Consider the following 15,178-nt stretch of genomic DNA (forward strand, 5'->3'; position numbering starts at 1 on the left):
GCTCTCCGGGCATCCTCCTGCGTGGCCGCTCACGAAGCGGCGGTGACCACCGGAGATTCCGGGTCGGCGGTCTCGATCCCCATGCCATCCGTCTCGGGCGTCCCCGGGGCATCCAGGGGATCCGCCTCCGCGGTCGGGCGCCGCAGCAGCTCGATCAGGATCATGAAGACGATCAGTCCGATCGTCACGCCGACCACCGTCCCGAACGAGACGGGTCGCGTCACGATCAGGATGAGCAGTGCGAGAGCCATGCCGACGATGACGATGGGTCCGTGGAACCTATCCACCGCGAGACCGAATCGTCCGGTGGACAGGCCCCGTCGCTCCCAGGTCCCGCGCACCGCGGAGAAGCCGCTCTCGAGGACACCACGAGTGGCCCCGGCGCTGCGGCTCGAACCGGCGAGCCACGCCCACACCGCGATGAGCACGCCGACCATCGCCAGCGCGACGATCGCCGAGCTGAGCAGCGAGGTGACCTCGTCGAACAGGGCTTGAGCGGCGGCCGACGTCATGATCGACGGGCTCACGGCCCCGATGAAGAACGTCCGCCCGATGCCCATGCCTGCCGAGAGTAGGAGGAAGGCGACCGCGAACGCGGCACTGGTCCAGAAGAGCGCGCGCGGGCGGTTCCGGGCGATCAGGATGCCGGCGACCACGAGGCCGAGCACGACCCAGGGCAGCCAGAACCCCGCGGCGACGGCGATCTGGTAGACGGTCCGTACTAGTACCAGAGCGTCCGCCTGGGCGATCGGGATCGATCGGTCGATCTCCGGGATCAGATCGGCGAAGCCGACACCGCGCTCGGTCAGCACCGACTTGACCCGCTCGACGACGAGGCCGAGGTCGATCGAGAGCACCCCGTCGTCCGCCAGCTGCAGGGCGGTGTCGGGGCTGTTCTGCATGATCGCGACAGCGCGCTCATGGGTGAAGCGCAGCGACTGCGCCCAGATATCGGCGAACTGGTCCGAGGCGACGACATCGTGGATCACCCCGTCGACGAGAGATGTCAGTCCGCTCGCCGCCGGTGCCTCCAGGAGGGTCAGCGCCGATGCCGCGCGCGGCGGCAGATCGAGCTCGCGTAGTCCGTCGAACACCTCGCCGACCACAGCCGTGAGGTCGACCTGCTCCTGGATGGCGGCGCTGGCCTGAGCGGCGACGAAGTCCTGCACGTCCGGATCCTCGGCCAGGGGCGCGAACGTCGCGACGAACCGATCGGCGTCGACCAGCTGCAGGCGCGCCCACGTGCCCATCGCCGCGACCGGCGCGAGCAGCACCGCCACGGCGAGCACGATTCCGGCGACGATGCTCCTGCCCACCGGTCGGCGACGAGGCTTCTCGCGAGTCTCGCTCTTGAGTGTCTGGTTCTCCTGTTCGAGGAGGAGCACCCGGGCTCGCAGATCATCCAGTTCGCTCATTCGCTCTCCTCCTCGTGCGGTCGCGTCGCTCGCGTGTGCCGACGACGGCCAGGCCTCTCAACTCAGGAGCTTCTGCTTTGCCGCAGCGAACTCCGTCTCGGACAGCACGCCGGCGTCCTTCAGCGACGCCAGCTGCTGCAGCTTCGCGATCAGATCATCCGTCCCGGCCGGCGCACCCGCCTGTACCGGCGGAGCCGCATACTGGGCTGCCGCGTTCTGCGCGGCGGCGTCGACCTGCGCCTGCTGCTGAGCGGCTTCGTACTGCTGCTGCTCGTACTGGCCCTGCGCACGCTCCTGCTGATGCCGCGACATCGCACCGCCGACCGCCGACGCCGTTCCCGCCACCACCGCGGTCCTGGCGGCCAGTCCGATCAGTCCCGGGCGACCGAATCTTCTCAAGGGCATGTCATTCACCTTCCTGATCGAGGATGTCCATCATGGCGTTCACGACGGGTGCCGGCACGCGCTCACTACGGAGCACCTGACCGCCGGCGGCGGCGAGGTTCTGCGCGAGGGCCCGGGCGAAAGCGAGTTCCAGGACGACGACGGCAGCGGACTGACCGGGGGCGAGAGCGCTCGCGAGGGCCTCCACGTCCTCTTCGCCGGCCAGTCCGGCGGCGATCGGCTCGAAGTCGTCGAGTCCGAGGGAGTCGTCATCCGTGTCGAGCTCGACGATCTCCACTTCCCCTGCGGCCGACTTCGACAGCAGGACGAAGTCGAGCAATCGCACGACCCCGCTGTCGACGAGGTCGGTCAGCGCGCGGAACGTCGCCGGGTCTGGACGATCGCCCTCGAACCCGACGAGGTAGAACTCGGCGGGGCCGAATCGGAAGTCATTCATGGAGTGTCCCTTCTCCCGGCGACGACGTACCGGGACTCTGCGGCCATGCTCGCACTGCCGCGATCGGGGCGATCGCCGCCCTCACCCCGATCGGATGAGAACCTCGTCGTGCGGCGGCTCGACCTGCCGGGCCGGGGGTCGCCCGCTAGGGGTGAGCGGCTTTCCCGCGCCCGTGGAGGCGCTGTCACTATCGCCGTACGCAGTAACTCAACGAAAGGGGTCCGAAGTGTCCATTTGGGAAAGCTTCTGGGACATCATCTGGTGGTTCTTCTGGGTCTTCGTGTTCATCTCCTACCTGATGGTGCTCTTCAACATCGTGGCCGACCTGTTCCGGGATCACGCCCTCAACGGGTGGTGGAAGGCCGTGTGGATCATCTTCCTCATCTTCGTGCCCTTCCTCACGGCGCTCGTCTACCTCATCGCACGCGGCAAGGGAATGGGCGAACGCAGCGTCTCGGCGTACCGGGAGCAGCAGCACGCTGCCGACTCCTACATCCGCAGCGTCGCCGGATCCAGTCCCAGCGATGAGATCGACAAGGCGTCGAAGCTCCTCGCGGCGGGAACGATCACTCCCGACGAGTTCGCCGCCATCAAGACGCGCGCACTGAGCTGACATCGTGGCTGAGGTGGTCGATATGTCCCTGCAGGCGCTCGGCGACGTCGAATTCGTCGTCGTGCGCCTGGAGGACGACCGCCTCAGCCCCGACATCCTCGAAGCCCTGCTCCGACAGGTGGAGAGCGGCGCCATCCGCCTTCTGGACTTCCTTCTCATCCGCCGGCTCGGCGCGGAGGACTGGCACCTCATCGAGATCGACGCCGATGAGTTCACCCTCGCCGGTCTCGGTCTGGACACCCCTGGTCTCGTCTGCGAAGACGACGCCCGGCACTTCGCATCCGGGCTCCCCATCGGCTCCCTCGCAGCACTCATCCTCGTCGAGCCGACCTGGAGTGAACGCTTCTCCCACGATGTCGACCGTCGGGGTGATCGGATCCTCGCGACCCAACCCATCCCCGCCTCGATCGCGAACACGGTTCTCGCATCGGCGCTGCGCCAGCCCTGACGCGTCGGCGGGCGAGGAACGCGGCGCGGGGTCAGACGGTCGTCCGCACGGCCTCTCGGCGGGAGGACACCCCGAGCTTCCGGTAGATGGCGCGCTGGTGGGTCTTCACCGTGTTGATCGACACGGCCAGCTCCCGAGCGATCTCGTGCAGTGTGCGCGCCGTCTGCAACTGCTGGAACACATCGCGCTCCCGCTCCGAGAGCGTCTCCACCAGTGAGCCGGCGGCATCGTTGGCGAGGCATCGTCCGATGAAGTCCTCGAACTGCGTGCCGAAATGCACGTGCTCGCCCAGCAGCTTGCGCACCGCCGCCTCACGGGGTCCGAACGGCAGCCGGATGTTCTCCCCGGAGGCGACCGCGACCGCGGCTTCGCACAACTCGTGCGCCTCGTCGTGGTGCCCGGTGTGACGGCGCAGCACGGCGGCGGTGATCAGGGTCGCTGTCTTCACGTACGACACCTCGCTGAACGCCCGCAGCGATCGCAGCATCTCCAGAGCTGCGGGGTAGTCACCGGCACGGCGCAGCACACCGGCGAGCGTGACGTTCACGACCGGCAGGTCCGGGCAGTGGAGGTACTTCCTGGCGATCCGCAACGCGCGGTCCTGTCGACCGACCGCCTCCTCGAGAACCGCGACGGACGATTCCCGAAATGCCGGCCAGGAGATACCGTGGACGACCTCGAGCGGGATGTCCTGCACGCCGATCGCCGCGCGGCGGCATGTCGGGACATCACCGGTCTCGGCCGCCGTGTACGCGATCATCATCCGCGCCACGCCGGTGAAGGAGCGGTCGGAACTCCCGTTGGCGATCACCGTCCCGAAAGCCCGCATCGCTTCATCGAACTCCCCCGACCAGTACGCGACGTACCCGGCAGCTGCGGCGGCGCTTCCTCCGGCGTAGGTGCTCCAGGGAAGACTCACGTCATACTCATGATGCGCGGCGGCCAGCGACGACCTCGCATCGACGAGGCGACCCGCCCAGGTCTGGCCGAAGGCGAGATGCCCCAGGGACCGCTTCGCGAGTTCGCGATCGCCGGAGCTCTGCGCCTCCCTCGCCGCGGCCGAGAAGTACTCGAGTGGGATCATCGGGTTGCCGCGGTGCCGGATCTCGGTCCACCCGAGGAGATAGTTGAGTGCCGCGCGATCTCCGAGCTCGGTCGAATCCGCGTCGAGGAGCATCTGCCGCACCTTCGCACTCGCTTCAGCGACCTCGGACCGCTCGTCGGTGATGAACAGACGCGCGATCTGCAGAACCGCGGGCTCCGTCCCGTCCCCGGTCCGCGCGATCATCGCCTCTGCACGCCGGAAGAGCTCGCGCGCGACGCGATGCTCACCCAGCACATCGCTTGCGCACGCACGCACCAGGAGCACCTGCGCGTCGTCAGGGGTACGGCGCAGCATATCGATCGCCGTGCGCTCGATCTCCGCCGCGCGGGCACCGACCACGAGACCGAGCCAGTGCCGCAGCAGCGTCCCCCTCGCGGTCTCCGCATCTCCCGCACGAAGTGAGTGCGCGATCGAGGCGGTGGGGTCCGTCGCCTCGAGCGCGATGGCGGCGCGGCGATGGCAGGCCGCAGCCCGAGCGGCGTCGAGAGCGACGATGTCGACACACTGCTTGGCGAACGAGGTGTGCCACCGGTAGACGACGCCGTGCGGACCCTCGAACCGGTCGAGGAAGAGGCCGAGCCTGACGCACGTCTCCAGCAGCTCTGCCGCATCCGGACGATCGGTCACGGCGGAGGCGAGTTCCGGAGTCAGCTCGCCGCAGACACTGCCGTCGAGCACGAAGTCGGCGATGTCGGGAGGCAGCGCACCCAGCACATGCTCACGGACGTAGGTCCCGAGGAAGCTCGACGCGCTCTGTGCGCGGGAGTCGGGTCGGGCACCGCCGATCATCATGAGCCGCACGGCGATCGGCCAGCCTCTGGACTCCGCGAAGATCGTCTCGGCAGCGAGCCCGGCCCCGTCCGCGGTGCGCAGGAGCTTGACCTCCGGGGCGGTGAAGCTGAGCGTGTCCACGCCGACGAAGGAAGCAGGATGCGTGAGTCGATGCCGCGAGAGGGTGACCTCGAGCAGCGTCGTCCCGACCAGTACGACCCGGAGATTCTCCGGTGCCTGTTCCGCGAGCATGCCGAGGAGCCCGGTGCGCCAGCTCTCACCGGCGCGGTGCGCGTCGTCGACGATCAGGTGCATGGGGGTGTCGAGCGCCTCGAGGGCGCCGCAGATCTCCTGGTAGGCATGCTCGGGATCGTCGAGGTCCCGCGCGAGTGCGAGCGGACGCCCCGCGCGCTCGGCGCCGACGAGCAGAGCATGCACGACGCCGTGCGTCAGACGCGAAGGGTCGGAGTCGAAGGAACTGAGGCTGAGCCAGGCGACCTGCTCGAGCCCGGAAGCCCAGTCTGCGACCGCGGTCGTCTTGCCGAAGCCACTCGGCGCGCTGACGACCGTCAGCGGGTCGATCGCCGCTGCATCGGCGATCGCGGTGCTCACCCTCTCCCGGCGGATGGCACCCGGTTGGGGTCCGGGTGGGCGGAAGCGCACCATGGGGCCCGGCATCGTCGATCGTACGGGGGGCGACATGGCACCAAAGCTAGTGGCGTCGACGCTCCACCCTCAAGGGCATCCTCCGGGTGATCTTTCAGTCCACGAGACGGCTCCCGGCGTCACGTTTGAGCGCGTCGGCGGTGCGGATGAACAGGATGATCCACGTGAAGACGACTGTCCCCGCCACCAGCTCGACCGCGGTCAGGGTGTAATAGCCGACGGCGAAGAACACCGAGAGCAGCAGGATCAGAAGGGTGAAGACGTAGCCGACGAGCAGGAACGTGCGCGAGACGCCCGGCACCCACCACCGGACGGCGATGATCAGCACCGCGTAGGCGACCACCATCCCCGAAGCCACCCCGGTGTGCAGGGCGAAGTGCTCATCCACGGGGAACACCCCCACCAGACCGAGGAATATGCCGACGATCACGAGGCACGTGCGCACCGAGGCGGCCCCGCGCGGATGGGGCGTCGGAATCTCCTTCGTCGCGTAGCGGGCCAGCGTCGTCACCAGGATCCCGGCGACGATCAGGGTGAGGTTGAAGGCCCGGGCGGAGAGGTCGTCCGTCATGCCGAGAGCGCTCAGGTTCTCCTTCCACCACTGCGGGTCGCTCGCCGTGAGCATGCTCGCGAGCACTCCCAGCACGAGGAATACGGCGAGAACCGTGGCCAGCAGCTGCAGGTCGAGGTGCGTGGCCGAGTAGTAGGTCACATAGGCGGTCAGTGCGGCCGCGGCACCGGCCAGCATCAGCACAGGCACCGGGAACACCACAGCGCCGATGAGTCCCGCCTCGACGATCGTCGCCGCCAGGGTCCACCCGAGTAGCGCGATCATGGCGTGTGCGAAGGCGAACGCGGCGATGTCGACGATGTCGAGCACCCCGAGTCGGTCGCGCCGCGCCGGGTCGGCCGCGATGACACGCCCGAGCACGAAGACGACGATCGCCGTCACCGCCGACATCAGCGCCGCGAACTGTCCGAGCGAGTCGGGACCCGCGATCGGCGCGGACTGCAGCCGGAACACGGGCAGTGCGACGAGGGCGGCGAGGACGAACGCGAAGATCGAGATCTGGAGCCCGATGGCTTCCCGAGCGCGCTCTCGTGTGGCCCCGCGGGAGCGGGCTTCCGTGAGGAGATCGTGCCCTGCTGGCGTCGACGACATGAGCTCAGTCTCCTTCTCCGCTGCACCACCGGCGAGAGCGGCTCATCCCTTCGGGGCGATGCGGCGCCGTGAAGCGCGGCCGATGGACTCCCCGAGCAGGCCGTCCGGCCCCGCCGCACGTGTGTCGCGCCGTGCTCACCCGTTGAGGATGAGTGTCGTGGGCACCGGGGAGACGCGTCGCGCATGCTTGTCGGATGAGGTCGAGGAGCGTGGGGCAGACGTCGAGCGGACGGCGATCGTGACGCTGGGCGACCTGTTCCCGGAGGGCCTGTCGGGGTGGCAGATCGTGCTCGCGCTGCTGTCGGTGCTGATCGGCTGGCTGCTCTCGCGGCTCGCTCGCAAGGGCGTGCTGAAGTTGGCGGCGCGGACCCCGGGAATCTCCGACTCCGTCTCGCAGCTGGCTGCGCGCTTCACGCAGTACGCGCTGCTCCTGGTCGGGATCGGGGTCGGGCTGGCGTTCCTCGGGGCGAACGTGCAGCCTCTGCTCGCGATGACGGTCATCGCCGCGATCGTCCTGGTCCTGGTGCTGCGCGGTGTCGCGGACAACTTCGCTGCCGGGGTCCTGATCCAGTCCCGTCAGTCGGTGAAGATCGGCGAGGAGATCGGCATCGACGGCCCCGACGGGGTGATCCGGGGCACCGTGCAGGAGCTCAACGGTCGCTCGGTCATCCTCACGACGGTCGACGGCCGCACGGTGCACGTGCCGAACGCCGCGCTGCTCACCGGGGTCCTGGTGAACGACTCGCGTCACGGCGCGCGCCGAAGCGACGTCGACATCCGCATCGCGCGGTCAACGGGGCTCGACCTGGACGACGCGGTCACGACCATCACGGATGCGGCGAGCGGTGTCGACGGCGTGCACGCCCGCGAGCACCCGACCGTGCGCGTCGCCGCGATCTCGCCCACTCGCTGGACGCTCACCCTCCAGATCTGGCACCACCCACTGCATGGCAGTGCCGTGATCTCCGACACCGTGCGCGGCGTCGCGGAGGCTCTCGAGGCGTCGGGGCTGCAAGCCGTGGTCACGCCGCAGCAGGGGCCCCCGCCCCTCGTGCCCCCGGAGCCGTTCTGATCTCCCGGGCCGCCGGTCCGCCGTCCGCGAGGCGACCGGGCTCCCGTCCGACCGCGGGCTACGCTGGCCGCGTGAACCCCTCGCCTGCGCCCGAGCGCGCCACCGATCGCATGCTCTCCCCCAGTCTGCGCGTGCTTCTTCTGCTCGCGGCGAGCGCGGTGACGCTGGCCGGCGTGTACTTCGCGCGTGATCTGTTCGGGCCGATCGCACTCGCCATCGTGATCGTCGTCATCTGCGAGCCGCTTCGCCGCCCGCTCGATCGGCGCGGTTGGCCGCAGTGGGCGAGCACGACCGCGGTCATCGTCGTCGCCTACCTGATACTGCTGTCGATGGGCGCTCTGCTCTGGCTCGCCGGCACGCAGTTCGCGCGACTCATCGGCGACCTGGTGTCGCAGGGCGGTCTCGAGAACACCGCCGCAGAGGTGGTGGGGTGGCTGCAGTCACTCGGCCTCGACGAGGAGGCCTCGGACGCGGCAGCCTCGGTCCTCGATCCCGAGACGCTGCTCGGCGTTGCACGAAGCATCGGCGGCACCGTCCTCAGCGTCGCGACGGCGCTGTTCTTCGTCTGCGCCTACATCATCTTCATGGCGATCGATGCGGCCCGTTACGGTCGAGCGCCCGCCCTGTTCGGCGCGACGAAGGGTGCCGCCCTCGCCCGGATCTCCCGCCTGAACTCCGGTGTCCGGCGCTATTACATCGTCAATGCCACCTTCGGCGCGATCGTGGCTGTCATCGACGGGCTGGCCCTGTGGTGGATGGGCATCCCGGCTCCAGTGGTGTGGGCGATCCTCGCGTTCGTCACGAACTTCATCCCCAACGTCGGCTTCGTGGTCGGGCTCATCCCCCCGGCGATCCTCGCCTTCGTCGTCGGCGGCTGGCCGCTGCTTCTCGGCGTCATCGCGGTCTACAGCATCGTCAACGTGGTCCTCCAAGTGCTCGTGCAGCCGAAGTTCGTCAGCGACGCAGTCGACCTCAGCCTCACGCTGAGCTTTTTCTCTGTGATCTTCTGGACCTTCATCATCGGACCGCTCGGCGCGATCCTCTCCATCCCCCTCACCCTGCTCGTGCGCACACTGGTCCTCGAAGGCGATCCTGAGTCGACGTGGGTGCGCTGGCTCTCCGGCGACCACACGGCCCTGCCGCCGGAGCCCGAACCGGAACAGCGTCCCGTCGCGCGCGTTCGGAATCGGCGTCGCCGGGCGCGTGGCAACGGATGAAAGGGCACCCATGGTCTCGGTAAATCACCCGGAGGAGGTTGCGACCCAGGCATGGTCGCCGCGACCCCCACGATGGGATCGTGAACGCGAACGCGCTCGTTCGGAGCGCTCCCGAAGGGAGTCGACGTGCAACGTCCACTCGCGGGGCTGACGAGGCGCAACTTCCTCACGGAGCTGACCGCCGGCGTCACGCTGCTCGCCATCGCCATCCCCTTGAACATCGGATATGCGCAGATCGCCGGGCTCCCCCCGACCGCGGGACTGTACGCGTTGATCGTGCCGACGATCGTGTACGCCCTCGTCGTCTCCTCCCGTCAGCTGGTCGCCTCCCCTGATGCGGCGGCTGCCGCACTCGTCGCCTCGTCGATCGGTGGCCTTGCCGCGGCGGGCAGCGCCGATTACGCGACCCTCGCCCTCGCGCAGGCGATCATCTGCGGCGGCATGTTCGTGCTCCTCGCCGTGTTCAAGCTCGGATTCCTGGCGAACTTCCTCTCGAAGCCGATCCTGGTCGGATTCGTCGGCGGCCTCGCACTGGACATCATGGTCAGTCAGGTCGCGAAGATGCTCGGCGTCAAGATCGACTCCGGCAAGGAGTTCACGGGTAAGGTCGCCGACCTCATCGGAGGTCTCGCCACCATCAATCTCTGGGCCGTCCTGATCTCGGTCTGCTCGGTGGCGGTCCTGCTGCTGGGACGCCGGTACCTGCGCGGCATCCCCTGGGCGCTGATCGTCCTCGTGGCGACGACGCTCGTGGTCGTCCTCACGGGTCTCGATCAACGCGGTGTCGCCGTTCTGGGTGAAGTCCCCGCGGGTCCGCCCGAGCTGACCTGGCCGATGATCGACTGGTCGCTCTGGCTCGCGCTGATTCCGTCCGCGATCGCGCTGACACTGGTCACCACCGCTGAGGGGCTCCTCGTCTCGCGCTCCTACTCCGAGAAGCACGGCTACCCGTTCCATGCGAACCGGGACCTGTTCGCGTTCGGCATCGCCAACGTCGCTGCGGGAGCTCAGGGCAGCTTCGCCGTCGGATCGTCGACTTCGCGCACGGCAGCCATGGACCAGGCGGGATCGCGCACACAGTTCCCCGCACTGATCCTCGCCGTCGGAACGCTCCTGCTCCTCCTCTTCGGGACCGCACTGTTGGCGGACATCCCCTCGCCCGCCATCGGTGCCATCGTCGGGGTCGCGATCATCCCGCTCCTCGGGATCCGCGATTTCATCGATCTGTGGCGCAAGGACCGGTTCGAGTTCCTGATCGGCGCGACCTGCTTCCTCGTCACCCTGTTCATCGGCTCGATCCCGGGCATCCTCGTCGCGTTCGTGCTCGCGCTCATCAACATCGCGCGACGCGCTTCGAATCCCGCGATCGACGTCCTGGAATCCAGCGGTGATCCGGGCGAGTCCCTGCTCGAGGACGCTCCTGCCGGAACCGTGACCGCTCCGGGGGTGATCGTCATCCGCCTGGCCGCCCCGCTCTTCTTCGCCAACGGGGCGGTCTTCTCCACCGCGGTGAAGGACGCCATCCGTTCGGCGGGCGACGGGGCCGTCCAGCACCTCGTCGTCGACATGGAGGCCGTGACCGATGTCGATGTCACGGGCGCCGAATCGTTCGCATCGCTCAAGGACTGGCTCGCTGCTCGGTCGGTGTCGCTCTCGTTCAGCAGGGTCCGCCCGAACACGCTGCACCGACTGACCAGCCTCGGGTTGCTGACGTCGGAGGACGTCTATTCGACCAACCGCTCAGCCATCACGCGTCTGGTGCCGTCATCGGCCGAACGCGAATCCCTACCGAAAGAAGACCAGTGATGGGTACCGTCATCGGAGACATGCTTCCGCTCGCACTCGGCGTCGCGATCAGTCCCATACCGATCATCGCCGCGATCCTGATGCTGCTCTCTCCGAAGGCGCGAGTGACCAGCGTCGGGTTCCTGCTCGGCTGGGTCGTCGGCATCGTGGCCGCGGTCGCGGTGTTCACCCTGCTGTCCTCGATACTCCCCGCAGACGACCCCGACGTCTCCCATCCGATCCGCGGTGCGGTGCAGCTCGTGCTCGGTCTGCTCCTGTTCGTCCTGGCCTTCGGGCAGTGGCGCAAGCGGCCGAAGGCCGGTGAAGAGGCCGCCCTCCCGAAGTGGATGAAGGCCATCGACACGATCACCTTCCCGGTCGCCCTGGGGCTCGGCTTCCTGCTGTCGGCGGTGAACCCGAAGAACCTGATCATGGCGGCGGGCGCCGGCACCGACATCGGCGCGGCGGCGCTTCCGGGCGGATCCATCGTGCTGGTGATCGTCATCTACACCCTCATCGCCGCATCGACCGTCCTGGTCCCGGTGGTCGGCTATCTCATCGCCGCCGATCGTCTCCGCGGCCCGCTCGACGCCCTGCGCGGCTGGCTCGCCACCGAGAACGCCGTCATCATGGCCGTCCTGCTGCTCGTGATCGGGGTGTCCATGATCGGCAAGGGCATCGGAAGCTTCTAGACCCGTCACCGAGCGGCGCGGGCGAACTCGGAGAAGAGGAGCACGGAGATGGGCGAGCTGATCCTGGATCTCATCCCGGTCGCTCTGGGCGTGGTGTTGAGCCCGCTCGCGATCATGGCTCTCGTCGCGGTGCTGCTGTCGCGGAACGCGAGGGCCAATGGGATCGCCTATCTTCTCGGATGGTTCCTCGGCCTCGCCGGACTCATGGCACTCTTCCTGTGGCTGTTCCCGGTGCTGCAGGTGCATCAACGCGGCGAACCGCCCCTCTGGGTGCCGCTCGTGCGTCTGCTCGTCGGCCTCTTCCTCGTCGTCTCCGCCGTCTGGGTGTATCGGAAGGGCCGAGTGCACATCCAGCGGATGGCGGCGGCTTCGACGCCACGCGATGTCGTGGCCGCCTCGCCCCAACTCCCCGGCTGGCTACACTCGGTGGAGTCCTTCCGCCCCGGGCGCACGCTTCTCCTCGGCATCGGGCTCTTCGTCCTGAACCCGGTCGACGCGTCCTGCGCCATCATCGCCGCGCTCGACATCACCCTGTCCGACGTGGATCCGGCCGCGGGACTCTGGGTCGCAGCCGCCTTCGTCGTGGTGGGCACCCTCCCGATCGCTCTCCCCGTCGTGTACGTCGTCGTGCGGGGACGGGACGCGCAGCCACTGCTCGACCGCGTGCGCACGTGGATCGCCGGCAACACACACGTGCTCAACGCGGCTCTGCTCCTCGTGATCGGCGCCCTCCAGCTGCAGAAGGCGCTCGCGGCGCTGCTCTGAGTGACCGGCTTCCTCTGTGCGCTACTCGATCCCGAGGGCGTGCGCGGCCGCCGTCACACTGTCCCGGTCCGAGACGCCGAGCTTGCGGTAGATGTTGCGCACGTGCGTCTTGACGGTGTTCGGGGAGATGAACTCCTCCTGCGCGATCTGACGCAGCGTCGCGTTGCGGCTCAACGCCAGCAGCACGATGCGTTCGCGATGCGTGAGTTCCGTGTCCACGAGCAACCCCGCGGAGATGAGACGCTCACGGACGGTGTCGGCGAAGCGGGTCCGGGTTCCGGCGGTCGCCCGCGCGCCCAGCAGACGGATCACGGCAGGATCGGCTGCGGCGAAACGGCGGACGTGCTCCTCCGACTCCGCCAGCGAGAGCGCCAGGGAGAGCGAGGCCTGGGCCCGCTCGGAGTCACCGGTGTGCACGTCGAGCGCGGCAGCGACCAGCCAGGCGTCCACCATCGAGGCCGGCAGCGCGCACGTCATCGAACCGTCGAGGACGGGGGCGAGCGTCTCGCGCGCGACCGCGTGCCGATGGTCGTGCAGAGCCGCGATCGCGCGGAGGATCACCACCTCACCACTCGTGCCGAGTGCGCGCTCGGTCTCGGCGATGAACTGGTCCCGCAGGTTCGGCTCTCCCAGCCGGTCGAAGGCGTGCACGGCGAAGGCGCCCAGCATCGCATACCAGTGGGGAGGGAGCGGCATGTCATCCCGAGGGAGGAGGGTTTCGAGCAGCATGGCGGCCGCCGCATGCGGTTCGGGGGCGGCTTCGGCGCTCAACAGCGCCATCAGCCCCTGCAGACCCCTCGAGATCGCCGGCTCGGAGCCCGAGTGGATGATCGCCTCCGCCGCATGGAAGGTCTGCTCGGCGTCGACCACCTGCAGACGCTCGTATGGGACCCAGTACCGCCAGACCCTGGTCACCTCGTAGAAGGGATCGTCCGGCATCCCGAGTTCGCGCCATCGGGCGTCCAGTCGCGCCCCCGAGGCGAGAACGTCGCGCATCCTGCCCCGGAAGAGAGCGCTGGTGTTCAGGACGGCGGATGCCTGGAGCTCCGCCGTGATCGCGCCGACCGCTCGCGCCTGATCGGCAGCGGAGCGCGCATAGCGCTCGGCGCGGTCCAGGTGACCGACATACAACTCGCCCATTGCCGCCTGCAGGAACGCGTAGGTGTCGAGCTGGGTCTCTCCCGTGACGGTGTCGAACGCACGTCCGAGCCGCGCGAGGGCTTCCTCGATCCCCCCACGTCGCACGGCGGTGTGCAGATCGAGACCCGTCAGCCACTGACGGGTCGCCGCCGACCCGTCCTGGTCGCGTACCGTCGCGAGGACGGCTGCCGCCGCCGAGGCATCGCCGCGCGCGAGCTCCGCGGCAGCGACCAGCATCTGTACCGCGGCGTCCGACCGCAGCGGTGCAGGCATCGTCCGGATCGCCTCGCTCACTTCGCACGCGTGGCCCGTCAGGATCAGCTGCATCCCGCACCGGCGCAGCACCACGGAGATGCACGCCGGATCCGCGCTCTGCGTGGCGTGTCGCAGCGCCGGGAGGTGCTCCTGCTGCTCGGCGAACCATTCGGCGGTGTCCTTCTCGAGGTGCTCGATGACGGCCCGCCCCCGGTCCCGCAGGCGGGCAGCGAGGAACTCCCGCAGCAGCGGGTGATAGTGGTACCAGACGGGATCGGTGCCGTGCCTGCCCATCAGCACGCTGAGCTGGATGAGCCTGTCCACCAGGGCGGCAGCGGGTGCGCCGGGCGAGAGCCGGTACGCGAGATCGAGCGAGAACGCCTCCGGGACGGACGTGACGAGGAGGAACTCGCGAAGCTCCTCATCCAGGTCGGCGAAGACCTCCTCGAGGAAGTAGTCGACCAGCGCCGGCGCATCCCCGCGGAGTGCGTTGTCGGCGATGTCGGCGTGCGCCGCTCCAGCGAGCACCATGAGGCGAAGTCCCGCGGCCCAGCCCTCGGTCCGCTGGAGAATCTTCGTGATCTCCCCCTGGGAAACCGGGATCCCGTTGGCGCGGAAGAAGGACCGCACCTCCGCGGGGGTGAACGCCAGATCGGCGTTGTCGAGCTCGAGCGCGATGCCGGCGATACGACGCCGCGCCACGCGGATCAGCCGCGTGCCGCGCCCGGAGAGCACGACGTGCGCATTGCCGGGGACAGCCTGGACGAACCCCGACAGCATGTCGGCCAGCTCCGGTGTGCGGATCAGGTGGACGTCGTCGAAGACGAGCACGATGCGGCGGGGGGTCGCCCGCAGCACGCGCGCGAGGGACCGACCCGTGTCGCTCGATACCGCTCGGGGAACCTTCGCCAGGCTCTCCTGGAGCCGCGCATCGTCGATCCGTTCGAGCGCCGATCGGAGAAGCGAGAGATCGACGTCACCGCGCTGGAACGAGACCCACACCACCGCGGTGTCCGGTTCCGCGTCGATCATCTGGGCCCAGCGGGCGAGGAGCCTGGTCTTGCCGGCTCCGGCCGGGGCGGTGACGAGCGTCAAGGTCCAGGGCTCGTCCATCGCGGCCGTGAGCCGGTCGAGCAGTCGTGGACGCGCGACGTCATCCTCGCCCGCCTCGGGGACGAACGTCCTCGGTGCATCGTCGTCGCCGATGCTCTCCGTCATGGGAACCCCCCCG

The 15,178-nt window shown here is 68.8% G+C and carries 13 protein-coding genes; 7 read left to right on the plus strand and 6 right to left on the minus strand.

The features are described from left to right. Nucleotides 1-29: 29 nt before the first annotated feature. The 3 genes from GZ67_RS0117030 to GZ67_RS0117040 are packed head-to-tail and all read right to left on the minus strand — an operon-like array spanning nt 30 to nt 2,256. Nucleotides 30-1,415: a hypothetical protein gene (locus tag GZ67_RS0117030; protein WP_029261888.1), complete on the minus strand. Its 1,386-nt coding sequence runs from the start codon at nt 1,413-1,415 to the stop codon at nt 30-32. A 57-nt stretch (nt 1,416-1,472) separates the two neighbouring features. Next, nucleotides 1,473-1,820, minus strand: coding sequence for an SHOCT domain-containing protein (locus GZ67_RS0117035; RefSeq protein ID WP_029261889.1), 348 nt, complete (start codon nt 1,818-1,820; stop codon nt 1,473-1,475). A gap of 1 nt (nt 1,821) precedes the next feature. After that, the gene (locus tag GZ67_RS0117040) at nt 1,822-2,256 is read right to left on the minus strand and encodes a DUF6325 family protein (RefSeq protein ID WP_029261890.1); all 435 of its coding nucleotides are present in this window, start codon (nt 2,254-2,256) and stop codon (nt 1,822-1,824) included. A 226-nt stretch (nt 2,257-2,482) separates the two neighbouring features. Here GZ67_RS0117040 and GZ67_RS0117045 point away from each other — a divergent pair, with 226 nt between their 5' ends. Then, nucleotides 2,483-2,869 (plus strand): SHOCT domain-containing protein, encoded by a 387-nt coding sequence (locus tag GZ67_RS0117045; protein WP_029261891.1) that lies wholly within the window; start codon nt 2,483-2,485, stop codon nt 2,867-2,869. A gap of 4 nt (nt 2,870-2,873) precedes the next feature. Then, nucleotides 2,874-3,317, plus strand: a complete 444-nt coding sequence (locus GZ67_RS0117050) for a DUF6325 family protein (RefSeq protein WP_136025836.1) — start codon at nt 2,874-2,876, stop codon at nt 3,315-3,317. Nucleotides 3,318-3,348: 31 nt separating this feature from the next. Here the strand turns inward: GZ67_RS0117050 and GZ67_RS0117055 are convergent, their stop codons facing one another. Both GZ67_RS0117055 and GZ67_RS0117060 read right to left on the minus strand, forming a co-directional pair. Continuing rightward, nucleotides 3,349-5,805: a LuxR C-terminal-related transcriptional regulator gene (locus GZ67_RS0117055; protein ID WP_029261893.1), complete on the minus strand. Its 2,457-nt coding sequence runs from the start codon at nt 5,803-5,805 to the stop codon at nt 3,349-3,351. 148 nt (nt 5,806-5,953) lie between these two features. After that, complete coding sequence (locus GZ67_RS0117060; protein WP_051662610.1) at nt 5,954-7,021, minus strand: DUF998 domain-containing protein; 1,068 nt, start codon at nt 7,019-7,021, stop codon at nt 5,954-5,956. A 157-nt stretch (nt 7,022-7,178) separates the two neighbouring features. Between GZ67_RS0117060 and GZ67_RS20895 the strand changes: the two genes are divergently transcribed. The 5 genes from GZ67_RS20895 to GZ67_RS0117085 all read left to right on the plus strand — a co-directional run bounded on the left by GZ67_RS20895 (nt 7,179) and on the right by GZ67_RS0117085 (nt 12,552). Continuing rightward, nucleotides 7,179-8,093 carry a mechanosensitive ion channel family protein gene (locus GZ67_RS20895; protein ID WP_029261895.1) on the plus strand — a complete coding sequence of 305 codons (915 nt, stop codon included), beginning with the start codon at nt 7,179-7,181 and terminating at the stop codon, nt 8,091-8,093. 71 nt (nt 8,094-8,164) lie between these two features. Beyond that, on the plus strand, nt 8,165-9,310 hold the full coding sequence (locus GZ67_RS0117070; protein ID WP_231481855.1) for an AI-2E family transporter: 1,146 nt from the start codon (nt 8,165-8,167) through the stop codon (nt 9,308-9,310). Nucleotides 9,311-9,436: 126 nt separating this feature from the next. Beyond that, entirely contained in the window at nt 9,437-11,116 is a 1,680-nt protein-coding gene (locus GZ67_RS0117075; protein WP_029261897.1) for a SulP family inorganic anion transporter, read from the plus strand. Beyond that, the gene (locus GZ67_RS0117080; protein ID WP_029261898.1) at nt 11,116-11,787 is read left to right on the plus strand and encodes a GAP family protein; all 672 of its coding nucleotides are present in this window, start codon (nt 11,116-11,118) and stop codon (nt 11,785-11,787) included. Before GZ67_RS0117075 ends, GZ67_RS0117080 begins: the two co-directional genes overlap by 1 nt. Nucleotides 11,788-11,835: 48 nt before the next feature. Then, nucleotides 11,836-12,552, plus strand: a complete 717-nt coding sequence (locus tag GZ67_RS0117085) for a GAP family protein (RefSeq protein ID WP_029261899.1) — start codon at nt 11,836-11,838, stop codon at nt 12,550-12,552. A 21-nt stretch (nt 12,553-12,573) separates the two neighbouring features. On the opposite strand, the gene GZ67_RS0117090 is transcribed toward GZ67_RS0117085, so the two are convergent. Further along, complete coding sequence (locus GZ67_RS0117090) at nt 12,574-15,165, minus strand: LuxR C-terminal-related transcriptional regulator (protein WP_029261900.1); 2,592 nt, start codon at nt 15,163-15,165, stop codon at nt 12,574-12,576. Nucleotides 15,166-15,178 lie beyond the last annotated feature (13 nt).

Source organism: Microbacterium sp. Cr-K20 (genome assembly GCF_000708325.1).
Taxonomy (GTDB): Bacteria; Actinomycetota; Actinomycetes; order Actinomycetales; family Microbacteriaceae; genus Microbacterium.